Source organism: Burkholderia sp. HI2500, assembly GCF_002223055.1.
Classification (GTDB): Bacteria; Pseudomonadota; Gammaproteobacteria; order Burkholderiales; family Burkholderiaceae; genus Burkholderia.
Window position 1 is genome coordinate 2,473,257 of sequence record NZ_NKFL01000006.1, and the last position, 26,314, is coordinate 2,499,570.

The following is a 26,314-nucleotide window of genomic DNA, read 5'->3' on the forward strand; positions in this document are numbered from 1 at the left end:
CGGCATAGGGGACACAACACGCCATCGGCCGGCAGCTGGCCGCGCGATCGTCATGGGTGCGCGGTGGTCGCGCGCCACGGCGCGCGTCAACCTCGCCTGCGCCGCGTTCGCCCGTCGGTTCGTCCCGTTACGCGGCGAAAGCGTCGAGCGACGCGCGCCGCCGCTCGTCGACCATCGATTCGATCAGCGACACCAGGTCGTCGGTCAGCGGATCGCAGATGCCCGGCGAGCGATGCAGTTCGAGGTCGGCCGCCGGCAGCGACGGAAAGCCGTCCGCCTCGTCGAGCACGCGCCAGTTCCCGGGCAACGTGCAGCGGTCGATCATCGTCACGGCCGCGCCGTGGTTCACCGCGATCTTGATGCCGGTCGGGCTCTGGCTCGTGTAGACGACGTGAAACGACCGGTCGGCCGTCGCGAGGGCCTGCAGCCCGCGCTGCCGGTAGCAGCACGTTTCCGGGAACAGCGCGAGCGGCACCGACGCATGGCGGTCGAGCGCGAAATCACGGTGCGCGGCCCACACGACGTCGTGCCGGCCGAGCACGCGCCCGCCCGCGCCGGGCCCGTGCCGCACGACGAGCGCCACGTCGAGCTCGCCGGCCTGCAGCCGGTCGAGCAGTTCGAGCGACATCCGGCAATGCACGTGCAGGCGCGCGCCCGGCCGCATCGCATAGAACGACTTCAGCAGGTCGGGCAGCCACAGCTCCGCGTAGTCCTCGGGCAGCCCGAAGCGCACGACGCCGCGGTCGCTGCTCGCCTGCTTCAGCGCGAGGATCGCGTCGTTCTGCACCTGGATGATCCGGCGCGCGTGGATCAGGAAATTCTCGCCGTCGCGCGACAGCTCGAGCCGCCGGCTGTTGCGCATGAACAGGTGCGTGTCGAGCCGTTCCTCGAGCGTGCGGATGCGCAGGCTGATCGTCGATTGCGTGCGATGCAGTTGCCGGGCCGCCGCGGTGAAGCCACCGCTTTCGACGACCGCGACGAACGCCCGGATCAGTTCCGGATCGAGCGAACTGAGCTTCGACCAATCGGGCTTTTGAATGGCAGCCATCGAAATTACTCGCTTTCGAAAAAAGAAGGGAAGACGAAAGATAGGGCTCGGAGTACGCCGATTGTTGTCCGGATGCGCTCGGCCCTCCAACCCCTGCCCGGGTATGACAAACCCGGAGCCGGTACGCGCATGCCCCCCCGCCGCTCCCGCCCCGCCCGCCGTCACGACCACGGCCGAGGCCCGCCCGGCGGGCGTGCGCGGGCCGGCTTCAGGGCTTTCCCGGAGACGACGAAAACTCATGGCCCGATCAGAAAACATCGATTCACCGGCCGCCTCACGGCCCACCACAATCGCCTCACCCTCACCTCATCGACGAGACACCGCAATGACCGCATCTCAACCCAGGCAGCTTTACATCGGCGAAGGCTTCGAAGGCCCCGGCGTCAACCTCGCGCACATCAACGTGCTGGTCGGCCCGCGCAACGGCCCGGCGGGCCAGGCGTTCGCCACCGCACTCGCGACGCCGTCGGCCGGCCATGCGCCGTTCGTCGTGATCGCGCAGCCGGGCGTGCCGACCAAGCCGCTCACGCTGTACGTGAACAAGGCGCAGATCGCCAGCGATTTCCACGGCAATGCCACGTGGGGCGCGTCGCAGGCCGGCATCGCAAAGGCCGTGGCCGAAGCGCTCGAGAACGGCACGCTGCCGCCCGAAGCGGAGAACGACTGGGTCGTCGTGTCGGCGAACTGGGTGAACCCGCAAACGGACGACCTCGACGCCGTGTTCGAGAACAACTACCGCGCGTGCCGCAACGCGATCGTCGCGGCGATGGAAGGGCTGCCGCATCGCGACGCGGTGTTCGCCGCCGCCCGCGACGTGTCGAACCCGTTCTACACCCCGAAGAAAAACTGACGACGACAAGCGGCCGACGCGCGACGGACGGCCGCATCTGGAGGAAACATGGAATACGTCCGCCTCGGCCAGTCCGGCCTGAAGGTGTCCCGCCTGTGTCTCGGCACGATGAACATGGGCACCCCCGAATGGAAGCCCTGGATCTTCGACGAAGCGCAGAGCGAGCCGATCGTGCGCCGCGCGCTCGACGCCGGCGTGAACTTCATCGATCTCGCGGATTTCTACTCGACGGGCGTCGGCGAGGAAGTGGTCGGCCGCATCCTGAAGCGCAACGCGCGCCGCGAGGAGCTCGTCGTGACGACCAAGGTCGGCTACGACATGGGCAGCTATCCGAACGCGGGCGGCCATTCGCGCAAGCACGTGCTCGACGGCATCGACGGGTCGCTCAAGCGCCTCGGGATGGATTACGTCGACATCTTCATGCTGCACTTCTTCGACGTGAACACGCCCGTCGAGGAAACGATGAGCACGCTGCACGACATCGTGCGGGCGGGCAAGGCGCGCTATATCGGCGTATCGACGATGTACACGTGGCAGTTCGCGAAGATCATGCAGGCCTGCGAACGAAACGGCTGGGACAAGCCGATCAACATGCAGCTGCAGCTGAACCTCGCGTATCGCGAGGAAGAGCGCGAGATGGTGCCGTACTGCATCGACCAGGGCGTCGGCGTATCGGTGTTCAGCCCGCTCGCGCGCGGCCTGCTCACCTGCGAGCCGCAATCGACGCGCAACCAGACCGACTTCTTCACCGCGCAGATGTACGGCGATGCGTCGTCGCTCGCGATCGCGGCATCGGTCGCGAAGGTCGCGAAGCGGCGCGGCGTGCCGCCCGCGCAGATCGCGCAGGCATGGGTGCTGAGCCGCCCCGGCATCGCGAGCATGCTGGTCGGCGCGGATTCCGTCGCGCAGTTCGACAGCGCGCTCGGCGCGCTCGAAACGCACCTCACCGACGAAGAGCTGCACGAGCTGGAACGCAACTACACGCCGTGCGACCTGATCAACGACTACACGGCCGGCAAGCGCATCGCGCGCGAATCGCGTCCGGCGCAGGGCAGCTTCGCGACGGACTGAAGCACTGATGCACTGAATCACGAAGCTCCGAGGCACTGAAGGAACGACACACAATGAATGAATTTCTGAGGACCGGCCATTTCATCGGCGGTGAATGGCACGAATCGCATGGTGCGAGCGATGCAACCTATCCGGTGCTGAACCCGGCGACCGGCGAGACGATCGCGAAGGTCGCGAAAGGCGGCGCCGACGACACGCAACGCGCGATCGATGCGGCAGCACACGCGTTTCCGGCATGGCGCGCATTGACCGCAAAGGAACGCGGCGCCCGCGTGAAACGCTGGGGCGAGCTGATGCTCGAAAACCGTGATGCGCTCGCCGAGCTGCTGACGCGCGAGCAAGGCAAGCCGCTCGCGGAAGCGCGTGGCGAAGTCGCGTATGCGGCGAGCTTTCTCGAATGGTTCGCGGAAGAAGCGAAGCGCATGTACGGCGACGTGATCCCGAGCCCGAAGCCCAACGCGCAGATCGTCGTCACGCGCGAGCCGGTCGGCGTGGTCGCGGCGATCACGCCGTGGAATTTCCCGCTGGCGATGATCACGCGCAAGGCCGGCCCCGCGCTCGCGGCCGGCTGCACGATGGTGTTGAAGCCGTCCGAGGAGACGCCGCTGTCGGCATTCGCGCTCGCGGTGCTCGCCGAGCGCGCGGGCGTGCCGGCCGGCGTGTTCAACGTGGTGTCGGGCGACGCGGTCGCGATCGGCGAAACGCTGACGAGTTCGTCCGTCGTGCGCAAGCTGTCGTTCACGGGTTCGACGCGGGTCGGCAAGCTGCTCGCGAAGCAGTCGGCCGACACGCTGAAGAAGCTGTCGCTCGAACTCGGCGGCAACGCGCCGTTCATCGTGTTCGACGATGCCGATCTCGATGCGGCGGTCGAAGGCGCGATCGCATCGAAGTTCCGCAACACGGGCCAGACCTGCGTGTGCGTGAACCGTTTCCTCGTGCAAGACGGCGTGTACGACGCGTTCACGCGCAAGCTCGCGGATGCCGTGCGCAAGCTGCGCGTCGGCAACGCGCTCGCGGGTGAAGTCGACCAGGGGCCGCTGATCAACGAAGCGGCGCTCGGCAAGGTCGAGCGGCACGTGGCCGACGCCACCGCGAAGGGCGCGCACGCGCTCACCGGCGGCAAGCGTCACGCGCTCGGCGGCACGTTCTACGAGCCGACCGTGCTGACCGGCATGACGGCCGACATGCTGATCGCGGAAGAGGAAACCTTCGGCCCCGTCGCCGGCTGCTTCCGCTTCGCGACCGAGGAAGAAGCCGTGGCCGCGGCCAACGACACGCCGTTCGGGCTGTCCGCGTACTTCTACACGCGCGACCTCGGCCGTGCATGGCGCGTGTCGGGTGCGCTGGAGAGCGGGATGGTCGGCGTCAACGACGGGATCATCTCGACCGAAGTCGCGCCGTTCGGCGGCGTCAAGCAATCGGGGCTCGGCCGCGAAGGCTCGAAGTACGGCCTCGACGAGTACGTGGAACTCAAGTACACGCTGATGGCCGGCCTCGGCCGCTGACCGCCGGCCGCTCCCCGCGGTCGACCCGCGCCGCGCGCCGTCCGGCCGCGCGGCGCCCTGCACGGCACGCGCGGCGGCGCTCCGCCCGCGCGCGCCGCCGCGCGCCCGATAACCATCCAGGAGACAGCTTGACTCAAGCCAACGTTCAATCCGGCACCGCACGCGCGTTGCCGCTGTCGCGTGGCGCCGATGCGCCGCACCGCCCCGTCGCGCTCGACGACGTGCCGCTCAACCGCTTCCACGTGAAGATCGCCGGCCTGACGTTCGGCGCGCATTTCACCGAGGGCTACACGCTCGGCACGATCGGCTATGCGCTCGCCGCGCTCGGCCGGCAGATGCCGATCGACGCGTTCTGGATGGGGATGATCGGCAGCTCCGCGCTGATCGGCATCTTCTTCGGCAGCCTCGTGTTCGGCTGGCTGTCCGACCGGATGGGCCGGCAGAAGATCTTCCTGACGAGCTTCGTGATCATCACGGCGGCCGCGTTCGCGCAATGCTTCGTCACGTCGCCGCTCGAACTGTGCGTGCTGCGCGTGCTGATCGGCTTCGGGATGGGCGGCGATTTCACGGTCGGCCATGCGATCCTCGCCGAATTCTCGCCGCGCAAGCATCGCGGCGCGCTGCTCGGCTCGTTCAGCGTGATCTGGACGATCGGCTATGTCGCCGCGAACGTGCTCGGCCTCGCGTACAGCGACGCCACGCCGGATGCATGGCGCTGGCTGCTCGCGTCGGCCGCGTTGCCTGCGCTGATCGTGCTGGTGCTGCGGATCGGCACGCCCGAATCGCCGCGCTGGCTGCTCGGCAAGGGTCGGGAGAAGGAAGCACGTGCGATCGTCGCGAAGCATTTCGGGCCGCACGTGATGCTCGATGGTTCGACCGAGCCGCATGCGCACGGCGGCTTCGCGCGGCTGTTCCAGCGTGACCTGATCCGCCGCACGATGTTCAACTGCGCGTTCTTCGTGTGCCTCGTGATTCCGTATTTCGCGATCTACACGTTCCTGCCGACGATCCTGAAGACGATCGGCCTCGCCGAAGGTTTCGGCGCGGACCTGCTGCTGAACGGGTTCCTCGTGCTGGGCGCGCTGATCGGCATCTGGCTGACGATCCGGCTGTCGCGGCGCGGCTTCCTGATCGGCTCGTTCGCGGTGACGTGCGCGTCGCTCGTCGCGCTGGCGGTGCTGCCGTCGTCGGCGGCCCTCGCGATGATCGTCGCGTTCGCGATCTTCACGCTGACGATGTCGGCGTTCAGCAACCTCGTCGGCGTGTTCCCGCCCGAGTGCTTCCCGACCGAAGTGCGCGCGAGCGGCGTGGGGCTCGCGATCGCGTGCAGCCGGCTCGGTTCGGCGATCGGCACGTTCCTGCTGCCGGTCGGCATCGCCACGCTCGGCTTTCACGCGACGATGTTCGCGTTGGCGGGCGTGCTGCTGGTGGGGATGATCGTGTCGATCGCGTGGGCGCCGGAGACGAAGCATCTGACGCTGGAGGAGGCGTCGGGGCATTGATGAGGGCGGCGGGTTGTGTGGCCGCCAGCTTCATCGTGCTCGATGGAGGCTTTCGTGTCGACAAGCCGCTGATACGCTGCGGCGATGCTGCGCTCGATTCGAACGAACCCGGCCGCGGCCGGGTTCGTTCATTTGGGACGCGATGCGATGCGCACGTTCGCTCAGAACAGGATCGATGCGTAGTCCCGCGCGCCGTGCAGGATGTGAAGAATGTCGATCCGCGCAGGCGGATCGCCGACGACCCGATAGAAGATCTGGTAGTTGCCGTACACGCGGTGCCGCACGCCGTGGCGCTCGTAGCGCGGCACCAGCGGAAACGCCAGCGGCATCGCGGCCAGGCTCAGGCATTTGTCGCGAATCTCTCGCACGAACATCACGGCACGTTGCGGGTTGTCGCGTGCAATGTAATCGGCGATCGCTTCGAGTTCGGCAATCGCAAAGTCGGACAGGCGCACGGTCAGGCCTGCCGATCCGCCTGGGCCCGATACTTCGCCTCGAGCCGATCGAAGACTTCCGCTGCGTCGGCGCTGTGCCCTGCTTCCGCATCGGACAGGCTGCGTGCAATCACGGCGTCCAGCGCGTTCAGCTGTGCCTCGCGATCCTGGATGAGGCGTACACCTTCGCGAAGCACTTCGCTCTTGGATCCGTAGCGGCCTGATTCGACCAGCTTCGTGACGTAAGCCTCCAGTTGCTGCCCCAGTTCCGCACTGATCATGTCGACCTCCCGACCGGATTGAATTCGATCCATCGAGCGTATCGCGCCTATCAACTATTATCAAGAAGAGGGTCTCCCAAAGATCGGCGCGAATGCTTTCGACGTGCCGATCGGGCGGAGGGACGGAACCGGACGCGCTTCAGGCAGGCTGCTTTGGCGCCGGACATTCATCCGGTTTTCGTGCGCACTCGTGTAGCCTTACCGGACCCTCACCGTGCGAGCAGCGATCATGATTGAAGACATCGTCACGCCACAACCTGGCCTGAAGGTCTACCCGCCAGACGCCGACGTCTTTGCCGAGCCGCATGCCGCACTCGCGCGCCACCTGCATCCGCTGGTGTCGATCGACCTGTCGACGGTCAATCCGTCGTGGGAGGGCTGGATCCACCTGCTCAGTCCCGTCGAACCGTACGACGGGCTCGTCGGGCAGGACACGGCCGCGTATCACAACGACTATCTGCGCGCGAACTGGATCGGGTTCCGGCTCGACGAGAACGACCGCTACACGCTGCTGGGCGACCCGCGCTACTTCTATCTGGAAAACCCGCCCGGCACGCATGACGCGGGCTATCGCGCGGAACTGGAGGCGCACTACGCCGAGCAGCAGGCCAGCATCGAAGCCGCGCGTCGGCGGTTCGCCGAATACGGCGTGCTCTACTCGTCCAACCAGTACGCGCCGGACGAGCGCGATTTCAGCCAGGAAAAGCCGTGCAACCTGATCGACCAGCTCGGCGGATCGGTCGGCTGGGGCAACTGGTCGGGCACGTCGGATTTTCCGGTCGACGACCGCAATCCCGACGACATCCGGCCGCTCGGCCCCGACGGTGCGCGCTTTCGCTTCGTCGCCCGCGTCACCGGCTGGGAATACCGCGCGATGGGCGCGGACTCGATTCTCCTGTTTTACGAGCCGGCCAGCCGCGTGGCGCTGCTGACGTTCGACTGGTCGTAGGGCGGGTGGGACGGGCGGTCACTCCGTCTCGTGATTGGCCGTTTGGCAGACTCTGCCCGCGGGATTCGCGCCGATATGCTGGGGGCTTTCCATTCATCGCTGGAATCCATGCCCGCTCGCCCCGTCGATCTCAGTCATGTTCTGCCCTACGAAACGTCGCACTTCGACGATCGGCTCGAGGTCGATCGAAACGACCTCGATATCGCCGCGTTGCTCGGGGTGAGCGGCAGCGTCCCCGACGAACTGCTCGTTTCGTTGTGCGGCGCGCCGGCCGGATCGGAAATCCAGGCCTATCTCGACAGCAGAGGCCGGTTGACGCTCTCGGTCACGCACCCTACCTGGATCCGATCCGAAAACCGCGTATTGGTCCGTCGAGAATCGGACACATCCCTACTCGAGCTCAAGACAATCGATCTCGTCGATAACGCAGTCACGGGACTCGGCGCGGCGATGCTGTGGCGAATCGTCAGGGCATCCGATAAGTTGGGCATCAGCCGAATCATTGCATTCGCAGCGGGGGGCCGGAAGGCAGCGCCCAAACCGGGCGGGCGCCGGCTATTCGGGTACTACGCATGGCCACGGTTCGGCTTCGACGCGCCCATTCCGGACAAGTGCGGCGATGAAGCGGCGCTGTTCCAGTATTTCCAGGGGCACCCGGTCGGTCTTGCCGACGGATCACTCCGGTCGCTGCGTGCGCTCTATGCGACGCGATTCGGGCGGGATTTCTGGCGCGTAGCGGGATCACATCGCTGGATGACATTCGACGTCACACCGCACGGCATGTCCGTGCGGGCGCTGCAACGTTACTTGATCGAAAAGGGGATTTACGAATGAACGCAAAGCACACGCCAATCGCCGGATTCCGGATCACGCGCCCCACGGCGAAGCGTGGCCGGCCGTCGAGCCGGCGTCCTCTCGCCCTCAGCGCCGAAGCAAGGCGTCTCCTCGATGCGCTCGTCACAACCGAGCTCCATCACAGCCTGGCGCGTGTCATGCGCAAGTCCGCCGTCGGGCACGACACGCGGACGGCCAACATGCCGGTATCCCCGCCGCGACGCGCCGTCTTCAACGTCGGGCGTATCGATCTCTCGAAGTGCCAGTTGCCTGTCGAATCGATCGCCGACATAGAATTCTGGGGGCGCCGGGAAACACTCATGCACTTCGGGCACGACCCCGACCGGTAGCCGGCAACGACGACGAAGCCGCATGGCCCAGGCCGTCAACGATCGTGACTATCGCCGTTCCCCGTAACGATCGTTGACAGACGCCAACACCGCGAGAACAGCAGGACTGGCTCGGACTGATCCGATTTTTCCAGCATTCCGATCAGCCGCGTCCCACCGGCAGCGGTCCTACCCCCTCCTCCCCGCCTGCTCCCTCAACCACGCGGCAAACGCGACCACCGGCTCGACCGCCACACTCTCCGGCTCGACATCGAGCCAATACCCGAACGGCCCGATCGGCTGCACCGGTGACAGCCGCACGAGGCTGCCCTCGCCGATCTCCTCCTCGATCATGTTCAGGTCGACCACCGCGAGCCCCGCGCCCTTGCGCGCCGCGCGGATCGCCTGTTCGAGCGTCGAAAACTCGATGCCGTCGCCGATCCGCGCCGGCGGCACGCCCGCCTGCTCGCACCAGTCGGCCCACAGCGTCAGGCGCTTGCCTTCGTGCAGCACATGCAGCGACGGCAACCGGCCCAGCAGCACATCCAGCGCATCGCCGCGATAGCGCGGCGCGCCGACGAGCGCATGCCGCTCCATCATCAACAGCTCCGACTGCATCCCGGCGCGCGCCGCGCGCCCGAAGCGGATGTGGCAATGGCAATCGTCATCCGGCTCCGTGCGGATCGACAGCTCGACGTCGGGCAGCGCCTCCGCGAGCGTGCCGAGCCGCGGCGAAAACCACTGCGTCGCGAACGTCGGCGGCAGCGACACCGTCAGCCGCCGCTTCGCACCCGGCCGCGTGGCGACGATTTCGCCGACGCCCCGTTCGATCGTGTCGAACGCCTGCCCGATGAACGGCAGCAACCGCTCGCCGGCATCGGTCAGGCGCACGCCCTTGTGATCGCGCTCGAACAGCCGCGCGCCGAGCGCTTCCTCGAGCAGCCGGATCTGCCGGCTCACCGCCCCCTGCGTCACGCACAGCGAAACCGCCGCGCGGTTGAAGCTCAGGTGACGCGCGGTCTCCTCGAAAAATCGCAGTGCGATCAACGATGGCAGGCGTCGCATGATGTGTGTCCCCTTCGTTCGTATCGTTTGTATCGTTCGTGTCGTTGCCGGCCGGCACCGCCGGCCCGCCTGCGGGCAGCCTTGTCACGACGAGGCACGCCAGCCGCCCTACCGTAAAACCCCCGCGCCCAACGTCGCTGCCATTCAGCGACCCCGCGCCCGCGCCGCCCGCCTACAATAAGCATCCCGCACCAAACACGACACCGCCCCGTGAGACGCAAGATGCCGGCGCTGAATGCGCTGAAAGCCTTCGAGATGGCCGGCCGCACCGGCAGCTTCACGCGCGCGGCCGAGCTGCTCAACGTGACGCAGAGCGCGGTGAGCCGCCAGGTTCGCCAGCTCGAGGGCCAGCTCGGCGAAACCCTGCTCGAGCGCCGCCATCACCAGCTCGAACTGACCGCGGCCGGCCGCGTGCTGCTGCGCGCGCTGCAGCAGTCGTTCGACAAGATCGAGCTGACCGTGCGCAGCCTGCAGGAAAAAACCCACCTGAACCGCCTGCGCGCGAACGTGCCGCCCACCTTCGCCGCGCGCTGGCTGATGCCGCGCCTCGGCCGGCTGCGCGACGCGCATCCCGAATTCGAGCTGAGCCTTACGACCCGCATCCACGACAGCCTCGGCGAATCGCGCGTGCTCGACTGCGCGATCCGCTTCGGCGACGGCGAATGGGACGGCTTCGACAACGCGCTGCTGATGCAGGAGCAGCATATCGCCGTCTGCGCGCCCGCGCTGTATGCGCGGCTGCGACAGGACGGCGCGCCGATCGACCTGAACCGCTTCACGCTGCTGCACGTGCTCGCCACCGACGACCAGCGCTACCTGACCTGGCAGCACTGGCTGAAAGCAGCCGGCATCGCCGACGTCGACACGCGCGGCGGCTACGAATTCGACCTGCTCGACCATGCGATCCGCGCGGCGATCGACGGCCTCGGCATCACGATCGCCGACCGCCACATGGTCGCGCGCGAACTCGCGACCGGGCAACTGATGCAGGTGCTCAACGTGCACGTCGACGGCCACCAGTCGTACTGGTTCGTCACGCGGCCCGAGCAGACGAACCTGCCGCACATCGTCCAGTTCCGCGACTGGCTGCAGCAGGAAGTGTGGCTCGCGAAGCGCCATCTCGAACCGTCGTCGCCGCTGCCGCAGGTGCCGCTGGCCTAGCGCGCGACCCGCCCCGGCCACCCTCGACCTGCGGCCGCGGGCGACACCTTACCGGCTTCCGCGCCCGTCCGCACTCGGACCAGTCGGAAAATACGACAGCCCTCCGCCCGCTCCCCCCGGGCCCACGCCACGGCAGCCTTGCCGGACGGGCGACTCCAGCCGATTCGCCGAGTAACGTGCGCTTTTCTCATGTTCGACGCGAAAATAAGTCGTTTGTCGTGCGCTAAACGCATGAACAGAATGGCCGCTATCCCGTGCCACGCGTGTCGCCACTCGAAGCGATCCGCCTGCATTCATCGGAGGAGTCACTTCATGCGCACCGAACGCAACTACGTGAACGGCCGTTTCGTCGCCCCGGAAAGCGACACGTTCATCGTCGTCCACAATCCCGCCACCGAAGCGCCGTTCGCGCGCGTGCCGGCCGCGACACCGGCCGACGCGCTCGCCGCCGTCGACGCTGCGGCCGCCGCGCAGAAGGCGTGGCGCAAGCTGCCGAGCGCCGAACGCGCCGCGTACCTGCACCGCTTCGCCGACGCGCTGACCGCACGCGCGCCCGACATCGGCGCGGCGCTCGCGCGGGAATCCGGCAAGAGCGTCGCGGACGCGTCGAACGAAGCCGTCTACGCGGGCCAGATCACGCGCTACCACGCCGAGTGGGCGCGCCGGATCGAGGGCGAGATCATCCCGAGCGACACGCCCGACGAGAACCTGTTCCTGCAGCGCGAGCCGATCGGCGTCGTCGCCTGCCTGATCCCGTTCAACTACCCGGTCTACACGCTGCTGCGCAAGGTCGCACCCGCGCTGATCGCCGGCAACACCGTGGTCGTGCGGCCGAGCAACCACACGCCGGTGTCCGCGTTCGAGATCGCGAAAGCCGCCGACGATGCCGGCTTCCCGCCGGGCGTCGTCAACATCCTGACGATGGACCACGCGACGGCCGAAGCGCTGTGCACGCATCCGGCCGTCGGCATGATCACGCTGACGGGCAGCGTGAACGCCGGCCGCAAGGTGCTCGACTACTGCAAGGCGAACATCGCGAAGCCGTCGCTCGAACTCGGCGGCAAGACGCCCGCGATCATCGAGCCCGACGCCGACCTCGAACGCGCGGCCGCCGCGCTCGTCGCGTCGAAGACGACCCATTGCGGCCAGCTCTGCACGGCCATCGAACGCGTGTACGTGCACGACAGCGTGCACGACCGCTTCGTCGCGCTGCTGAAGGAGAAGATGGCGGCCGTGCGCATCGGCGACCGCGCGGAAGACGCGTCGCGGGTGGGTCCGCTCGTCAGCGCATCGGCGCGCGCGCACATCCACGGGATGGTCGAACGCGCGATCGCAGCCGGCGCGACGCTCGAAACCGGCGGCGCGATTCCGGCCGGCCCCGGCTTCTTCTACCCGGCCACGCTGCTCACCGGCGTGCGGCAGGACATGGAGATCGTGCAGGAGGAAACCTTCGGCCCGATCATGCCCGTGCTGCGCTACACGACGCTCGACGAGGCGATCGGGTTCGCGAACGACCACCAGTTCGGCCTGTCGTCGGTGCTCTACACCGAGCGCTACCGCACCGCGATGACCGTCGCCAACGCGATCGAAGCCGGCGAGCTGTACGTGAACCGCACGCCGGCCGATCCGTACCAGGGCTTCCACGCCGGCTGGAAGCGCTCGGGCCTCGGCGGCGACGACGGCAAGCACGGGATGCTCGAATTCACGCAGACGCGCCTCGTCGTCATGAAGTACTGACGCCGTCACGCCAAACGCACCGTTTCCGGCGCGCGCACTCAAATACCACGCCGCGCGCGCCGCCCCTGACCCAACCAGAACATAAAAAATCTGCAGGCGTCCGCGTTAAGGATGCCTGATGGAGGAAGACATCATGCCGACCCAACCGTCGACACCCGCCGCGTCGCTCGCATTGCAGGACAAAGCACTCGACGCACACGCGTCGCAGCATTCCCGCGCGCAACGCTACCTGCAACTGCTGCTGCTCGTGATCGCCGCGGGCGCGATCTACCCGATGCTATATCTGCGGCAGGTGTACCAGCCGACGATGCTGCAGTTCTTCCATATCGACGACGTGCAGCTCGGCTACCTGTATTCGTCGCTCGGCACGATCTTCCTGATCAGCTATTTGCCGAGCGGCTGGCTGGCCGACCGCCTGTCGCCGCGCTGGCTGATCTGCTTCTCGCTGCTCGCCACCGGCGCGCTCGGGCTCGTCTACGCGACCGGGCCGTCGTTCGAGCTGCTGGTGCTGATCTTCGGCGGCTGGGGGCTGACCACCGGCCTCACGTTCTGGGCCGCCGTGATCAAGCGCGTGAACATGATCGCGGGCCCCGACGAACAGGGCCGCTTCTTCGGCCTGCTCGACGGCGGCCGCGGCCTCGTCGAGGCACTGCTCGCGACGATCGCGATCACGCTGTTCGCGTACGTCACGCAGGCACGCGGCGGCACTGACGCAGCCGGCTTCAAGCTCGTCGTCCACCTGTACGCGTTCTTCTGCATCGCGCTCGGCGTGTTGCTCGCGCTGGTGAAGGATCCGTCGAGCACGGGCGACCGTGCAGCGGCCACGAAGCGCGCCAAGGGCAACGTGCTGACCGACCTGAAGACGCTCGCGGCGATCCCCGAGCTGTCGCTCGTCGCCGCGATCGTGTTCTGCGGCTACCAGGTGTTCTGGGCGACCTACAGCTTCTCCGCGTACCTGCACGAAGGCAACTTCGGGCTCAGCGCGACGGCGGCCGGCTTCATCACGACGCTCAAGCTGTGGATGCGCCCCGTCGGCGGCATCGGCGGCGGCTTCCTCGGCGACCGCGTATCGAAGGTGTCCGTGCTGTTCTGGGCGCTGGTGCTCGCCGCGCTGTCGCTGGTCGGGCTGATCGCGGCACCGGCACACAGCCCGCAGGCGATGCTCGTCGTGCTCGTGCTGTTCATCGGCATCCTCACCTATGCGATCCGCGGCCTGTACTGGTCGCTGCTCGACGACTGCAAGGTGCCGACGCATTGCGCGGGCCTCGCGATCGGCCTGATCTCGGTGCTCGGCTATTCGCCCGACGTGTTCGTGCCGCTGATCAACGGCTACGTGACGCAGACCTACCCGGGCGCGCACGGCTACCAGCTCTATTTCGGCTATATCGCGGCCATCGCGCTCTGCGGCGCGGGCGCCGCCGCATTCCTCAAGTACCGCCTCAATCGCATCCAGGAGTCCGCATGAAGATCGTTTCGCTCGAAACCCATATCGTTGCCGTGCCGCCGCCGCATGTCGGCGGGATGTACTGGATCTTCGTGAAGCTGAAGACGGACGACGGCATCGAAGGCGTCGGCGAGATCTATTCGGCGACGTTCGGCCCGAAGGCGATGGCGCCGATCATCGACGACGTGTTCGAACGCCATCTGCTCAACCGCGACCCGCATCACGTCGAACGGCTGTTCCGCCAGGCTTACTCGAGCGGCTTCACGCAGCGGCCCGATCTCACGATGATGGGCGTCGTCAGCGGCCTCGAGATGGCGTGCTGGGACATCATCGGCAAGGCCGCCGGCAAGCCCGTGTACGAACTGCTCGGCGGCAAGATCCACGAGCGGCTGCGCTCGTACACGTACCTGTACCCGAAGAGCGCGAAGGGCGAATACGACTACGACGATCCCGACCTCGCGGCCGAATGCGCAGCCGAGAACGTGAAGCTCGGCTTCACGGCCGTCAAGTTCGATCCGGCCGGCCCGTACACGGCTTACTCGGGCCACCAGCTGTCGCTCGAGGTGCTCGACCGCTGCGAGCTGTTCTGCCGTCGCGTGCGCGAGGCCGTCGGCAGCAAGGCCGACCTGCTGTTCGGCACGCACGGGCAGATGGTGCCGTCGTCGGCGATCCGGCTCGCGAAGCGGCTCGAGAAATACGACCCGCTGTGGTTCGAGGAGCCGGTTCCCCCCGGCCAGGAAGAAGCGATCGCGCAAGTCGCGAAGCACACGTCGATTCCGATCGCGACCGGCGAGCGCCTGACGACCAAGTACGAATTCCACAAGCTGCTGCAAGCGGGCGGCGCATCGATCCTGCAACTGAACGTCGCGCGCGTGGGCGGCCTGCTCGAAGCGAAGAAGATCGCGACGCTCGCCGAAGTGCACTACGCGCAGATCGCGCCGCACCTGTACAACGGCCCGGTGGGCGCGGCCGCGAGCATCCAGCTCGCGACCTGCACGCCGAACTTCCTGATCCAGGAAAGCATCATGACGTGGGGCGGTTTCCACGCGGAAGTCGTGAAGACGCCGATCCGCTGGGAAGACGGCTACATCATCCCGTCGACCGAACCGGGCCTCGGCATCGAGCTCGACATGGACGTCGTGCGCCGCCACACGCCGTACACCGGCGAACGGCTTCACCTGCAGATGGGCGAACACCCTGTCGACGTGAAGGATCTCGCCCCCGCGAAGGGCTGAGCGCAAGGACAGACATGAGCTACGACTACATCATCGTCGGCGCGGGCTCGGCCGGCTGCATCCTCGCGAACCGCCTGAGCGAATCGGGCCGGCACTCGGTGCTGCTGCTCGAAGCGGGCGAACGCGACGCGTCGTTCTGGTTCAAGGTGCCGGTCGGCTTCACCAAGACCTACTACAACCGCCGCTACAACTGGATGTACTACAGCGAGCCCGAGGCGCAGCTCGCCGACCGCAAGCTGTACTGCCCGCGCGGCAAGGTGGTCGGCGGCTCGGGCTCGATCAACGCGATGGTCTACGTGCGCGGCCAGCGCAGCGACTACGACGACTGGGCAAACGCCGGCAATCCGGGCTGGGCATACGACGACGTGCTGCCGTACTTCCGCAAGCTCGAAACCCACGCGGCCGGCACGACCGATCCGCAGCATCATGGCTCGACCGGGCCGATCCACATCACGTCGATGAAGGCCGACGTGCATCCGATCGTCCACGAGTTCCTGAAGGGCTGCGGGCAACTGAACCTGCCGCGCACCGATGATTTCAACGGCGCGCGGTTCGAAGGCGCGGGCATCTACGACCTGAACACGAAGCACGGCGAGCGCTGCTCCAGCAGCTTCGCGTACCTGCGCCCCGCGCTGGGCCGCGCGAACCTCGCGCTGCGCTCGGGCGTGCTCGTGCGGCGCGTGACGTTCGACGGCACGCGTGCGACCGGCGTGGTCGTCGCGGGCGAGCACGGCGACGAAACGCTCGTCGCCGCGCGCGAGGTGATCCTCGCGGCCGGCGCGGTCGATACGCCGAAGCTGCTGCAACTGTCGGGCGTCGGCGATCCGTCGCTGCTCGCGCGCCGGCGCGTGCCGCTCGTGCATGCGCTGCCGGCGGTCGGCCGCAACCTGCAGGACCACCTGTGCGTGAGCTTCTACTTCAAGGCGAACCGGCCGACGCTGAACGACGAGATGGGCACGCTCATCGGCAAGATGAAGATCGGCTTGCGCTACCTGCTGACGAAGCGCGGCCCGCTCGCGATGAGCGTGAACCAGGCGGGCGGCTTCTTCCGCGGCACGGACGACGCGCAAGAGCCGAACCTCCAGCTCTACTTCAACCCGCTGTCGTACCGGATCCCGAAGAGCGATCGTGCGAGCATCAAGCCCGAGCCTTATTCGGGCTTCCTGATCGCGTTCAACCCGTGCCGGCCGACGAGCCGCGGCACGATCGAGATCGCGTCGAACCGCGCGGAAGATGCCGCGAAGATCCACATCAATGCGCTCACCACGCAGAAGGATCTCGACGAAGCCGTGCAGGGCAGCAAGGTGATCCGGGCGCTGATGCGTGCGCCGGCGCTGAAGTCGATGACCGTCGAGGAGATCTCGCCGGGGCCGCAGGTGGATTCCGACGAAGCGATGCTGCAGTACTTCCGCGAGCAGTCGGGTTCGATCTATCACCTGTGCGGCTCGTGCGCGATGGGGCCGGACGCGGCGACGTCGGTGGTCGATGCGTCGCTGCGCGTGCACGGGCTGCAGGCGCTGCGGATTGTCGATGCGTCGGTGTTTCCGAACATCACGTCGGGCAACATCAACGCGCCGACGATGATGGTCGCGGAGAAAGGCGCGGACCTGATCCTGGCGGATGCGCTGCACGGCGACAGGACGGGCACGCAGGCCGGCGAACGGGAAACCGTCGCACACTGAAACGGTAGCCGCCGTGTTTTCCCGGGTGCCGCGCATGCGGCACGCCGTTTGCTCGCGGGCAAACCGGAAGGAGAACGCCATGACCACTCATCTCAGGCAACCCGGCCGGCCGCGCGGCCTCGTCGGATGGATCGTGGGCCGCATCATGCGCCGGGTCAACCGGGCGGACAACGTGTGGACGCTGTCGCTGCTCGCGATCGGCGACGGCGAGCGGGCACTCGAAGTCGGGTTCGGCCCCGGCGAGGCGATCAGGCTCGCCGCTGAAGCCGCCCGATCCTGCCGCATCGCCGGGGTCGATCATTCCGCGACCATGCTGGCCGCCGCCAGGCAGCTGAATCGCGCGTTCATCGAGCAAGGCCGCGTACGGCTCTCGCTCGGCTCCGTCGACGCGCTTCCGTTCGCGGACGACGCGTTCGACAAGGTCTTCTCGATCAACTGCATCTACTTCTGGCGCAACCCGGCGCTCGGCCTGGGTGAATTGCGCCGCGTCGTCAGAAGCGGTGGCATCGCCGCGATCACCGTACGCGACATCGAGCGTGCGCCGTACGACGCGTACCGACCCGACACGCTGGCTCGCCTCATGACCGAAGCCGGCTTCGCGTCGGTGGTCATCCATCGCAACGGGGTACCGTCGCATCCGCTCGCTTGCGTGCTCGGCACGAAGTAGCGGCCGCACGTCGAAACCGGCGACGCTCGCCGCACGCCGACAAACATGGGGCTTCGGCGTTTCGCCGGGAGAATCCCGCTCGCAGGCGGACGGGCAAGCGCATGCGCGTCCGGCCCGATCACCACCGGCGCAGCGTGCAGCCGCCCTGCAACCGTCCGCGGATAGGAAGCGTCGCGGTCGGTGAACGGCGCGTCGATCCATCCGCCCGTCGCCTTGCCCGTCGCTTCCTGCCCGTCGTCGATTGTTGCCGGTCGAACAACATGATGTGTGCGCTCCCGGTGCTTCCGCCTTTCATCCCCCTGACTACAATCCTTCTTACGCCCGGTTGAAAGGCGAGCGAAGCGAAACGCGCGAAATTCGTGGTCGTGCTCGTGACCCGCACCCTGCAGTGCGACTTACCCCACTCGATGAATAGGACTATTGATGATGAGCGAAACCACCCGCAATGTTCAGCCGGTTATCTCCGACCTCGGCAAGCCAGGTTCGGGCGAACTCGTGCCGTCCCGCTACGCCGTCCGCGTGGGTGACGTCGACGTCGTGCTGATCAGCGACGGCATTCTGCCGCTGCCGACCTCCACCATGTCCACCAACGTGAGCGAAGCGGACCGCAATGCCTGGTTCGACGGCCGTTTCCTGCAACGCGACATGTTCGACTGGGCGCTGAACATCGCGCTCGTGCGCAGCGGCGAACGCCTGATCCTGATCGACTCCGGCGTGGGCGACGGCTTCGAATACTTCACGCGCGCCGGGAAGTCGGTGATGCGTCTGGAATCGGCCGGCATCGACTTGTCCGCGCTCACCGATATCGTGATTACCCATATGCACATGGATCACGTCGGCGGGCTGAACGTCGACGGCGTCAAGGCCAAGCTGCGCCCGGACGTGCGCATTCACGTGTCGGCCGCGGAAGTGGCGTTCTGGAAAAATCCGGACTTCAGCAAGACGGTGATGCCGGAAACGGTGCCGCCGGCCCTGCGCAAGGCGGCCGAGAAGTTCGTGACGCTCTACGGCGAAAACATCGTCCAGTTCGACCAGACCGTGGAAGTCGCCGCAGGCGTGTCGGCGCGCGTGACGGGCGGGCACACGCCCGGGCACTGCGTCGTGGACATCGCATCGAACGGCGAGAAGCTGACGTTCGCGGGCGATGCGATCTTCGAAGTCAACTTCGATCATCCCGAGTGGCAAAACGGCTTCGAGCACGATCCTGAAACGGCTGCCGCCGTGCGTATCGCGCTGTTCAATGAAGCCGCCGAGACCGGCGCGCTGCTGGCCGCCGCGCACGTCGCGTTTCCGTCCATCGGTCATATCGCCAGGAACGGCGACGGATTCCGGTTCGTGCCGGTTCTGTGGGATTACTGATTACTGGTCACGGATCGGTGTTCGACGATCACGACGAGACCGCCGCACGTCCACGAGACTTGCGGCGGTTTTTCGTGGGCGATCGCGTGTCGTCGCCATGGCGCCGGAAAAAAGCACGCCGCCCGTCGCGGCGCGCCGTTCTTCATGCTCCCGTCAGTTCACACTCGTGCGCTTCTCCACGAACCGCCGGACATAGTCATCCGCCGGCCGCGACAGGATATCGTCCGGCGTCCCGACCTGTACGAGCGTGCCGTCGCGCAAAATCGCGATCCGGTCGCCGATCCGCAGCGCTTCGTCGAGATCGTGCGTGATGAACACGATCGTCTTCGCGAGCGTCGCCTGCAGTTCGAGCAGCTGATCCTGCATCTCGGTACGAATCAGCGGATCAAGCGCGGAGAAAGCCTCGTCCATCAGCAGCACGTCGGTATCGGCCGCCAGCGCGCGCGCGAGCCCGACGCGCTGCCGCATCCCGCCCGACAGCTCGTCCGGATAGTGATCGCCATAGCCGTCGAGCCCGACCTTCGTCAGCCAGTTGCGCGCGGCCTCGGCCGCATCGTGCCGCTTCTCGCCGCGCGTGCGCAGCGCGTACGCGGCGTTGTCGAGCACGGTCTGGTGCGGCAGCAGCCCGAAGTTCTGGAACACCATGCTGACCTTGAAGCGGCGCAGCTCGCGCAGCCCGTGCGCGTCGAGCTTGATCACGTCGCTGCCGTCGATCACGATCTCGCCGGCCGTCGGCTCGATCAGCCGGTTGAAGTGCCGCACGAGCGTCGATTTCCCCGAGCCCGACAGCCCCATGATCACGAAGATCTCGCCCGACTCGATGCCGAGGCTCACGTCGTTGAGCCCGACGTTGCAGCCCGTTTCGGCCAGCACCTCGGCCTTGCGCTTGCCCGAGCGCAGCAGGTCGAGCACGCGCGCATGCGCGGCCTGCGGCCCGAACAGCTTGTACACGTGTTTGACGTCGATGGTCGCCATGTCTGTCTCCGTTCCTATGCCCGCGACGACTGCGTCGCCTGATTCGAATCGACGCCCGCCGACTGCGCCTTGCGCGGCAGCCGGTACGGCACGCGCGACGCGCCCTTCTGCCGGCGCTGCTGCGCGAGCCGCCGCCGGGCGCGACGCTCCTGGCCGAAGCCCTGGCTGATCCGGTCGATCACGATCGCGAGAATCACGATCGCGAGGCCCGCCTGCGTCCCCTTGCCGACGTCGAGCGTCTGGATGCCCGCGAGCACGTCCTCGCCGAGCCCGCGCGAGCCGATCATCGACGCGATCACGACCATCGACAGCGCCATCATCGTCGTCTGGTTGATGCCGGCCATGATGCTCGGCCGTGCGAGCGGCAACTGCACGTTGACGAGCAATTGCCAGCGCGTCGTGCCGAATGCGCGCGCGGCTTCCGTCACGTCCGGATCGACCTGGCGGATGCCGAGATCGGTCAGGCGGATCAGCGGCGGCAGCGCATAGATGATCGTCGCGAGGATCGCGGGCACCTTGCCGAGGCCGAACAGCATCAGCACCGGGATCAGGTACACGAAGCTCGGCAGCGTCTGCATCACGTCGAGCACCGGCAGCAGCATCCGGCGCAGCCACGCGCTGCGCGACGCGAGGATGCCGACCGGCACGCCGATCGCGACCGACAGCACCGTCGCGACAAGCATCAGCGCGAGCGTCTGCATCAGCTTGTCCCACAGCCCGAAGCAGCCGATCGCGTAGAGCAGCAGCATGAAGAGCGCGCCGAGGCCGATGCGGCGCGTCGCGTTCCACGCGATCGCGCCGACCACCAGCAGCACGAGCCACGGCGGCGCCACGCGCAGCGCGCCTTCGAGCGGCACGAGCAGGTAGCGCAGCACCAGCACGCTGAAGTGATGGAAGCCGTCGCCGTATTGCGCGACGAACGTCTCGAGCGCGCCGTTCACCCAGTCGGCGATCGACAGGTGCAGAAAGAAGCCGTTCATTTGATTCTCCGTCGCGCCGCGAAGGCGCGTGACGGCGGCGGCGGGCGCGGGCCCGCCGCCGCGCGCAGGTTACGCGCCCTTCAGGCTGCCGGCGATCTTCTGCGCGACGTCGGCCGGCACCCACTGCTTCCACATGTCCTGGCGGGTCTTCAGGAACTGCGTGGCCATCGCCGCGCCGTCGATCTTCTTCGTGGTCATCTCGAGGATCGTCTGGTTCAGGAAGTCCATCGGGAAACGCACCTTGCCGAACACCCCGACGAGATCGGGGTTCGCATCGGCGAACGGCTTCGACACGCCGACCGTCAGCCGCGACACCATGTACGACGACGCGCACTGGTGCGTGCTGCTCTCGTCGCGCAACGTCTTCCAGCAGGCGTCGTTATAGGCCGGCATCTTCAGCGCGGTGAACTTGTATTTCGCCATCAGCGCGGCCGGGCCCCAGTAATAGAACACGATCGGCGCGCCGCGCTGGTACGCGGACGCGATCGCCGCGTCGAGCGCCGCGCCGGTGCCCGGGTGGAAGTTCGTGTACGACTGGTCGAGCTTCAGCACGCGCAAGAGGCGCGTGTTCACGCGCTCGCAGTCCCAGCCCGTCGGGCAGTTCAGGAAGCGGCCCTTGTCCGGCTCCTCCTCGTCGGCGAACACCTGCTTGTACTTCGGCAGATCGTCGACCGACACGAGCCCCGCCGCGACCGGCTTGATGTTGCGCGCCGGATCGCCCTTCACCACGTAGTCGGGCACGAACCAGCCTTCCGTCGTGCCGCCCGGCAGCGTGTCGCCGATCAGCTTCACGGCGCCCGACGAGACGGCCTTCGCGGTGATCTCGCTGCGGCCCGTCCACTGCTCGGCCCAGATCTGCAGGTCATTGCGCGCGAGCGCCGTTTCGGTGGCGGCCGTGCTGCCCGGCACGACGTCCGTCTTGCAGCCGTAGCCCTTCTCCATGATCTGCCGCAGCACTTCGGTCGCGAACGACCCGCTTTCCCACGTGATGCCCGCGAAATGGACCGTCTTGCCGTCGGTGCACGCGCCGCCGGCCGCGTGGGCGGCAGGTGCGGACAGGATCGCCGCGGCGGCGAGAAGGACCGTTTTCAGTCGTCGAATCTGCATGGTGGGTCGTCTCCAAATCGAATCTGTTGTTTGTGCGTCGCGGCATACGCGGCGACCGGCGAAGCGTGAACGTATCCACGTCCGGTCAGCCTGCATGTTTCCGCCGCCAATTTGTTTAGGGAAACGAGTAATTCCGATCATTGCAATCGGCGGCGTCGATCGATCCCTGGGCGCCCTGTCAGGCCCGCCGGACAGGCCTCGCGGCCGATTTTCCGAGCCCGTGCATGGCCCGGCGCGGGCTGCGTCGCTGCCACGTTCGGCCGATGCGCGGCCGGCGTTGCAGCGCGGCACGGCGCCCCCGTTTCGACTGTCGAAACGGGCCGTCGCGACCCCATTGGCGAACCCGATCCCATCCATCGAAATTACTCGCTTTCGGTTCCTTGCCGGCTTGGGAAGAATGCGCGGTGTCATCGGAGGAGACACGACCCGACGCTGCCGGTTGCCGCGCCGCCGCGCGTTGCGCGCCCCGGCGCCGCACGCGCTGCATCGGGTCGCCCCGGATGACGGGGCGCGCCTCGCCGGACGCGCTCACGACAACCGATACCAGCTGGATATCACGGAGATCTCTCAATGAAAAAGACCCTGACGGCGCTCGCCGTAACGGCAACCTTCGCGGCCCCCGTGTTCGCGCAAAGCAGCGTCACGCTGTACGGCGTGATCGACGAAGGCCTGAACTATACGAACAACGTCGGCACCGGCCACGTCTACGAGATGGCGAGCGGCTACGCGCAGGGCAGCCGCTGGGGCCTGAAGGGCAGCGAGGATCTCGGCGGCGGCATGAAGGCGATCTTCCAGCTCGAAAACGGCTTCGACGTGAACAGCGGCCGGCCCAACCAGGGCGGCCGCATGTTCGGCCGCCAGGCGTACGTCGGCCTGAGCCAGGCGCAGTACGGCACGCTGACGTTCGGCCGCCAGTACGACTCCGTCGTCGACTATCTCGCGCCGACCACGGCCAACGGCAACTGGGGCGGCTACCTGCTCGCGCACCCGTTCGACAACGACAACACCGACAACTCGTTCCGCCTCGACAACACGGTGAAGTACGCGAGCCCGAACTTCGGCGGCTTCCAGTTCGGCGGCGCATACAGCTTCAGCAACAGCACGAGCTTCTCGGACAACCGCGCGTACAGCTTCGGCGCGCAGTACCAGAACAACGGCTTGCTGATCGGCGCCGCGTACCTGCAGGCGAACCATCCGGGCAACGGCTCGGCCGGCGCGATCACCGCGAACGACGCGAGCTACATCGCCGAGCGCATGCGCGTGTTCGGCGCGGGCATCAACTACACGTTCGGCCAGGCGACGGTCGGCTTCGCGTACACGAACTCGAACTACAAGAACCCGACCGGCAACGGCTACCTCGGCACGCCGGGCGCGATCATCGCCCCGGGCGCGACGGTCAGCGCGATCAAGTACCAGAACTTCGAGGTGAACGGCTCGTACCAGGTCACGCCGGCGTTCATGGTCGGCGCGCAGTACGTGCTGTCGCTCGAGAAGTACGACGCATCGACCGGCAACGCGAAGCCGAAGATCCATTCGGCCGGGCTGATGGCCGACTACAACCTGTCGAAGCGCACCGACGTGTACGTGCAGGCCGCGTACCAGCACATCGCCGGCGACAAGACGAACTCGATCCTCGACAACGCGTTCATCCCCGGTACCGACGCGCCGTCGTCGACGTCGAACCAGGTGGCCGTGCGCGTCGCGCTGCGCCACAAGTTCTGATGTAACCCGGTTCTCCGTTCTTCACGCGACACCCGCGCGGGTCTGCCCGGGGTGTCTTTGCCCGCCCGCAAGCGCAAGCCTGCCGGCGGGTTTTTTCATTGGCGCCGTCACGCGCGACCCGCCGATGTTGCCGGAATCGGCAAAAAGCGCCCGCTCGTCCCGTCAACCGTGACAGGTCAACGGACGACCATCCGCCGATACACTGTGGATCTCCGCGACGGCCGCCATCCCCACGATCCCCGATGCCGGCCGTCGCCTTCATTGCGCCCGGCCTGCCGCCTTTCGCGCACCCACAGCCCATCCCCGAGGAGTGTCACTTGAAGCACTGGCGCCGCGCGCTGTTCACCTTCGCCGCCGGCCTCCTGGCCGCCGCGACTTCCGATGCCCGCCCGATCTGCACCGTCGTCGCCGACGCCGCCACCGGCCAGCTGCTCGTGCAGCAAGGCGACTGCGCGACCCGCGTGACGCCGGCGTCGACGTTCAAGGTCGCCATCAGCCTGATGGGCTTCGATGCGGGCGTCCTGAAAGACATGCACACGCCGACGCTCGACTTCCACGCCGGCTACCCCGACTGGGGCGGCGCACCGTGGCGCGAGCCGACCGACCCGGCGCGCTGGATGAAGCTGTCGATCTTCTGGTACTCGCAGCAGGTCACGCAGGCGCTCGGGCAGGCACGCTTCCAGCAGTACACGACCGCATTCGGCTACGGCAACGAAGATGCGACCAGCCCGACGGGCGAACTGAACGGTGTGATGGGCGCGTGGGTCAACGCGTCGCTGCGCATCTCGCCGCTCGAGCAGGTCGCCTTCATGCGCAAGATCGCGAACCGGACGCTGCCCGTCAGCGCACACGCGTTCGACATGACCGAGCGCATCACGCTGATCGACACGCAGCCCGACGGCTGGATCGTGCATGGCAAGACGGGCACCGGGTCGCCGGGGCGCAAGTACGATGCGTCGCACGCGTACGGCTGGTTCGTCGGCTGGGCGGCCAAGGGGCCGCGCAAGGTCGCGTTCGCGTACCTGATCCAGGACGACGAGCGGCAGACGCCGAACGCCGGCCTGCGCGCACGCGATACGTTCCTGGCGACACTGCCGGCCCTCGCCGAACCGGGCAGGCCGCAATGAGCACCGGCCCGCGCAACGCGCGGATCGACCTGCTGCGCGGCGTGTCGATCGTGCTCGTCCTGCTGCATCACTTCAACATCCCCTACTCGCTGCGCGACACGTCGCTCGCACGCGTATTCGGCTGGGATGCCGTGCATGCGATCGCGCGCAACGGCAACTACGGCGTGACGATGTTCTTCGTGATCTCCGGCTACCTGATCACGTCGAATGCGCGCCGCCGCTGGGGCAGCCTCGGCGCGGTCGACGTGCGTGCGTTCTACGTGTCGCGACTCGCGCGCATCGTCCCGTGCCTGGTCCTGCTGCTCGCGCTCGTCAACGGCCTCGCGGCGGCCGGCGTGCCGATCTTCCAGAACCATGCGCCGGAGGGCATCGCCGTGTCGTTCTGGCTCGTGAACCTCGCGTCGCTGACATTCTGGATGAACGTGCTGATCGGCGCGTACGGGTGGGTCAACTACGCGCTCGGCGTGCTGTGGTCGCTGTCGGTCGAAGAGGTGTTCTACCTGTCGTTTCCGCTGCTGTGCATCGCGTTGCGCCGCGATGCGCGGCTCGTCGCGTTCTGGGTGGCCATCGCCGCGATCGGGCCCGTGTACCGCTTCACGCATGCCGGTGATGAAGGCGGGTTCCTCTACGCGTACTTCGCGTCGTTCGACGGCATCGCGATCGGCTGCTGCACCGCGCTGCTGGCCGAGCGCGTGAACGGGCGGCGGCTGGCCGCGCCGCTCGTGCAGTGGCTCGTCGCAGCGGCGATGGCCACGCTTTATCTGGCGTGGCCGATCGCGGAAAGTCATGTCACCGGCGTCACCGCGATGGCGCTCGGCACGGCCGTGCTGCTGATCGGCGCGCACGTCAACGGCGAGCGCGTGCACGGCCGCCTGCTCGCGCCGCTGGGCCGTGCCGGCAAGCTGAGCTACGAGCTGTACCTGTTCCACCTGATCGTGCTCGGCGGGCTGCGCACGTTCTGGCCGCCGTCGGCCACGCACGGCGATGCGAAGCTGGTGCTGCTGATTGCGTATCTGGTGTTGTCGGCGGCGCTGAGCGCGGCGATCGCGCGCGGCTATGCGACGCCGCTCGACCGCCTCATCAAGCGAGTCGCGTCGCGGCCTTCAACGCGCGTGCCGGATGGTGCGCGCTTCTAGCGTGTCATCGGCCATCGCTGCCGGGTCGCCGGGAGAAAAAAATCGGCCAGGGCCCGGCCGTATCGCTTGACGATACCGGCCGGCCTGACCGCAAGCCCCGCGTACAGACGGTCG

The 26,314-nt window shown here is 67.3% G+C and carries 24 protein-coding genes; 17 read left to right on the plus strand and 7 right to left on the minus strand.

Features of this window, described 5'->3' with window-relative positions; all coding sequences use genetic code 11:
• Nucleotides 1-127: 127 nt before the first annotated feature.
• Entirely contained in the window at nucleotides 128-1,048 is a 921-nt protein-coding gene (locus CFB45_RS28830; RefSeq protein WP_089428471.1) for a LysR family transcriptional regulator, read from the minus strand.
• Nucleotides 1,049-1,373: 325 nt separating this feature from the next.
• Here CFB45_RS28830 and fae point away from each other — a divergent pair, with 325 nt between their 5' ends.
• The 4 genes from fae to CFB45_RS28850 all read left to right on the plus strand — a co-directional run bounded on the left by fae (nucleotide 1,374) and on the right by CFB45_RS28850 (nucleotide 5,976).
• On the plus strand, nucleotides 1,374-1,898 hold the full coding sequence (gene fae / locus CFB45_RS28835; protein ID WP_011356415.1) for a formaldehyde-activating enzyme: 525 nt from the start codon (nucleotides 1,374-1,376) through the stop codon (nucleotides 1,896-1,898).
• Between the two features lie 48 nt (nucleotides 1,899-1,946).
• Nucleotides 1,947-2,969, plus strand: a complete 1,023-nt coding sequence (locus CFB45_RS28840) for an aldo/keto reductase (protein ID WP_089428472.1) — start codon at nucleotides 1,947-1,949, stop codon at nucleotides 2,967-2,969.
• A 53-nt stretch (nucleotides 2,970-3,022) separates the two neighbouring features.
• Nucleotides 3,023-4,474 carry an NAD-dependent succinate-semialdehyde dehydrogenase gene (locus CFB45_RS28845; protein WP_089428473.1) on the plus strand — a complete coding sequence of 484 codons (1,452 nt, stop codon included), beginning with the start codon at nucleotides 3,023-3,025 and terminating at the stop codon, nucleotides 4,472-4,474.
• Nucleotides 4,475-4,641: 167 nt separating this feature from the next.
• Nucleotides 4,642-5,976 (plus strand): MFS transporter, encoded by a 1,335-nt coding sequence (locus CFB45_RS28850; RefSeq protein ID WP_256978447.1) that lies wholly within the window; start codon nucleotides 4,642-4,644, stop codon nucleotides 5,974-5,976.
• 161 nt (nucleotides 5,977-6,137) lie between these two features.
• On the opposite strand, the gene CFB45_RS28855 is transcribed toward CFB45_RS28850, so the two are convergent.
• A complete protein-coding gene (locus CFB45_RS28855; protein ID WP_089428475.1) occupies nucleotides 6,138-6,431 on the minus strand; it encodes a type II toxin-antitoxin system RelE/ParE family toxin in 294 nt (97 codons plus the stop codon).
• Nucleotides 6,432-6,433: 2 nt separating this feature from the next.
• On the minus strand, nucleotides 6,434-6,691 hold the full coding sequence (locus CFB45_RS28860; protein ID WP_089428476.1) for a type II toxin-antitoxin system ParD family antitoxin: 258 nt from the start codon (nucleotides 6,689-6,691) through the stop codon (nucleotides 6,434-6,436).
• Nucleotides 6,692-6,920: 229 nt separating this feature from the next.
• On the opposite strand from CFB45_RS28860, the gene CFB45_RS28865 reads away from it, so the two are divergent.
• From CFB45_RS28865 to CFB45_RS28875, 3 genes are all read left to right on the plus strand, one after another.
• Nucleotides 6,921-7,640: a hypothetical protein gene (locus tag CFB45_RS28865; RefSeq protein ID WP_089428477.1), complete on the plus strand. Its 720-nt coding sequence runs from the start codon at nucleotides 6,921-6,923 to the stop codon at nucleotides 7,638-7,640.
• A gap of 75 nt (nucleotides 7,641-7,715) precedes the next feature.
• Nucleotides 7,716-8,474, plus strand: a complete 759-nt coding sequence (locus CFB45_RS28870) for a hypothetical protein (protein ID WP_089428478.1) — start codon at nucleotides 7,716-7,718, stop codon at nucleotides 8,472-8,474.
• Entirely contained in the window at nucleotides 8,471-8,824 is a 354-nt protein-coding gene (locus CFB45_RS28875) for a hypothetical protein (RefSeq protein ID WP_089428479.1), read from the plus strand. Before CFB45_RS28870 ends, CFB45_RS28875 begins: the two co-directional genes overlap by 4 nt.
• 168 nt (nucleotides 8,825-8,992) lie before the next feature.
• Here CFB45_RS28875 and CFB45_RS28880 read toward each other — a convergent pair whose 3' ends face one another.
• The gene (locus CFB45_RS28880; protein WP_089428480.1) at nucleotides 8,993-9,868 is read right to left on the minus strand and encodes a LysR substrate-binding domain-containing protein; all 876 of its coding nucleotides are present in this window, start codon (nucleotides 9,866-9,868) and stop codon (nucleotides 8,993-8,995) included.
• Between the two features lie 222 nt (nucleotides 9,869-10,090).
• On the opposite strand from CFB45_RS28880, the gene CFB45_RS28885 reads away from it, so the two are divergent.
• The 7 genes from CFB45_RS28885 (at nucleotide 10,091) to CFB45_RS28915 (ending at nucleotide 19,153) form a co-directional block, all read left to right on the plus strand.
• Nucleotides 10,091-11,029, plus strand: a complete 939-nt coding sequence (locus CFB45_RS28885) for a LysR substrate-binding domain-containing protein (RefSeq protein WP_011356424.1) — start codon at nucleotides 10,091-10,093, stop codon at nucleotides 11,027-11,029.
• Nucleotides 11,030-11,341: 312 nt separating this feature from the next.
• Entirely contained in the window at nucleotides 11,342-12,766 is a 1,425-nt protein-coding gene (gene aldA / locus CFB45_RS28890) for an aldehyde dehydrogenase (protein WP_089428481.1), read from the plus strand.
• A gap of 133 nt (nucleotides 12,767-12,899) precedes the next feature.
• Complete coding sequence (locus CFB45_RS28895; protein ID WP_256978393.1) at nucleotides 12,900-14,231, plus strand: MFS transporter; 1,332 nt, start codon at nucleotides 12,900-12,902, stop codon at nucleotides 14,229-14,231.
• Entirely contained in the window at nucleotides 14,228-15,445 is a 1,218-nt protein-coding gene (locus CFB45_RS28900; protein ID WP_089428483.1) for a mandelate racemase/muconate lactonizing enzyme family protein, read from the plus strand. The genes CFB45_RS28895 and CFB45_RS28900 overlap by 4 nt, the downstream gene beginning before the upstream one ends.
• Nucleotides 15,446-15,459: 14 nt before the next feature.
• Nucleotides 15,460-17,127: a GMC family oxidoreductase gene (locus tag CFB45_RS28905; RefSeq protein WP_089428484.1), complete on the plus strand. Its 1,668-nt coding sequence runs from the start codon at nucleotides 15,460-15,462 to the stop codon at nucleotides 17,125-17,127.
• A 79-nt stretch (nucleotides 17,128-17,206) separates the two neighbouring features.
• Nucleotides 17,207-17,794, plus strand: coding sequence for a class I SAM-dependent methyltransferase (locus tag CFB45_RS28910; protein ID WP_179255109.1), 588 nt, complete (start codon nucleotides 17,207-17,209; stop codon nucleotides 17,792-17,794).
• A 426-nt stretch (nucleotides 17,795-18,220) separates the two neighbouring features.
• Nucleotides 18,221-19,153, plus strand: a complete 933-nt coding sequence (locus CFB45_RS28915; protein ID WP_089428486.1) for an MBL fold metallo-hydrolase — start codon at nucleotides 18,221-18,223, stop codon at nucleotides 19,151-19,153.
• Nucleotides 19,154-19,306: 153 nt separating this feature from the next.
• Here CFB45_RS28915 and CFB45_RS28920 read toward each other — a convergent pair whose 3' ends face one another.
• The 3 genes from CFB45_RS28920 to CFB45_RS28930 all read right to left on the minus strand — a co-directional run bounded on the left by CFB45_RS28920 (nucleotide 19,307) and on the right by CFB45_RS28930 (nucleotide 22,215).
• Nucleotides 19,307-20,128, minus strand: coding sequence for a quaternary amine ABC transporter ATP-binding protein (locus tag CFB45_RS28920; protein ID WP_089428487.1), 822 nt, complete (start codon nucleotides 20,126-20,128; stop codon nucleotides 19,307-19,309).
• 14 nt (nucleotides 20,129-20,142) lie between these two features.
• A complete protein-coding gene (locus CFB45_RS28925; RefSeq protein ID WP_089428488.1) occupies nucleotides 20,143-21,108 on the minus strand; it encodes an ABC transporter permease in 966 nt (321 codons plus the stop codon).
• A 69-nt stretch (nucleotides 21,109-21,177) separates the two neighbouring features.
• Nucleotides 21,178-22,215, minus strand: a complete 1,038-nt coding sequence (locus tag CFB45_RS28930; protein WP_089428489.1) for an ABC transporter substrate-binding protein — start codon at nucleotides 22,213-22,215, stop codon at nucleotides 21,178-21,180.
• A gap of 570 nt (nucleotides 22,216-22,785) precedes the next feature.
• Between CFB45_RS28930 and CFB45_RS28935 the strand changes: the two genes are divergently transcribed.
• From CFB45_RS28935 to CFB45_RS28945, 3 genes are all read left to right on the plus strand, one after another.
• On the plus strand, nucleotides 22,786-23,937 hold the full coding sequence (locus tag CFB45_RS28935; RefSeq protein ID WP_089428490.1) for a porin: 1,152 nt from the start codon (nucleotides 22,786-22,788) through the stop codon (nucleotides 23,935-23,937).
• A 317-nt stretch (nucleotides 23,938-24,254) separates the two neighbouring features.
• A complete protein-coding gene (gene blaOXA, locus CFB45_RS28940) occupies nucleotides 24,255-25,064 on the plus strand; it encodes an OXA-1043 family class D beta-lactamase (protein ID WP_089428491.1) in 810 nt (269 codons plus the stop codon).
• Complete coding sequence (locus tag CFB45_RS28945; RefSeq protein WP_089428492.1) at nucleotides 25,061-26,200, plus strand: acyltransferase family protein; 1,140 nt, start codon at nucleotides 25,061-25,063, stop codon at nucleotides 26,198-26,200. Before blaOXA ends, CFB45_RS28945 begins: the two co-directional genes overlap by 4 nt.
• Nucleotides 26,201-26,314: the final 114 nt, after the last annotated feature.

Coding starts and splice junctions, on each gene's coding strand:
- CFB45_RS28830 (WP_089428471.1), bottom strand. CDS start 1,048: ATGGCTGCCATTCAAAAGCCCGATTGGTCGAAGCTCAGTTCGCTCGAT.
- fae (WP_011356415.1), top strand. CDS start 1,374: ATGACCGCATCTCAACCCAGGCAGCTTTACATCGGCGAAGGCTTCGAA.
- CFB45_RS28840 (WP_089428472.1), top strand. CDS start 1,947: ATGGAATACGTCCGCCTCGGCCAGTCCGGCCTGAAGGTGTCCCGCCTG.
- CFB45_RS28845 (WP_089428473.1), top strand. CDS start 3,023: ATGAATGAATTTCTGAGGACCGGCCATTTCATCGGCGGTGAATGGCAC.
- CFB45_RS28860 (WP_089428476.1), bottom strand. CDS start 6,691: ATGATCAGTGCGGAACTGGGGCAGCAACTGGAGGCTTACGTCACGAAG.
- CFB45_RS28865 (WP_089428477.1), top strand. CDS start 6,921: ATGATTGAAGACATCGTCACGCCACAACCTGGCCTGAAGGTCTACCCG.
- CFB45_RS28870 (WP_089428478.1), top strand. CDS start 7,716: ATGCTGGGGGCTTTCCATTCATCGCTGGAATCCATGCCCGCTCGCCCC.
- CFB45_RS28875 (WP_089428479.1), top strand. CDS start 8,471: ATGAACGCAAAGCACACGCCAATCGCCGGATTCCGGATCACGCGCCCC.
- CFB45_RS28880 (WP_089428480.1), bottom strand. CDS start 9,868: ATGCGACGCCTGCCATCGTTGATCGCACTGCGATTTTTCGAGGAGACC.
- CFB45_RS28885 (WP_011356424.1), top strand. CDS start 10,091: ATGCCGGCGCTGAATGCGCTGAAAGCCTTCGAGATGGCCGGCCGCACC.
- aldA (WP_089428481.1), top strand. CDS start 11,342: ATGCGCACCGAACGCAACTACGTGAACGGCCGTTTCGTCGCCCCGGAA.
- CFB45_RS28895 (WP_256978393.1), top strand. CDS start 12,900: ATGCCGACCCAACCGTCGACACCCGCCGCGTCGCTCGCATTGCAGGAC.
- CFB45_RS28900 (WP_089428483.1), top strand. CDS start 14,228: ATGAAGATCGTTTCGCTCGAAACCCATATCGTTGCCGTGCCGCCGCCG.
- CFB45_RS28905 (WP_089428484.1), top strand. CDS start 15,460: ATGAGCTACGACTACATCATCGTCGGCGCGGGCTCGGCCGGCTGCATC.
- CFB45_RS28910 (WP_179255109.1), top strand. CDS start 17,207: ATGACCACTCATCTCAGGCAACCCGGCCGGCCGCGCGGCCTCGTCGGA.
- CFB45_RS28915 (WP_089428486.1), top strand. CDS start 18,221: ATGAGCGAAACCACCCGCAATGTTCAGCCGGTTATCTCCGACCTCGGC.
- CFB45_RS28920 (WP_089428487.1), bottom strand. CDS start 20,128: ATGGCGACCATCGACGTCAAACACGTGTACAAGCTGTTCGGGCCGCAG.
- CFB45_RS28925 (WP_089428488.1), bottom strand. CDS start 21,108: ATGAACGGCTTCTTTCTGCACCTGTCGATCGCCGACTGGGTGAACGGC.
- CFB45_RS28930 (WP_089428489.1), bottom strand. CDS start 22,215: ATGCAGATTCGACGACTGAAAACGGTCCTTCTCGCCGCCGCGGCGATC.
- CFB45_RS28935 (WP_089428490.1), top strand. CDS start 22,786: ATGAAAAAGACCCTGACGGCGCTCGCCGTAACGGCAACCTTCGCGGCC.
- CFB45_RS28945 (WP_089428492.1), top strand. CDS start 25,061: ATGAGCACCGGCCCGCGCAACGCGCGGATCGACCTGCTGCGCGGCGTG.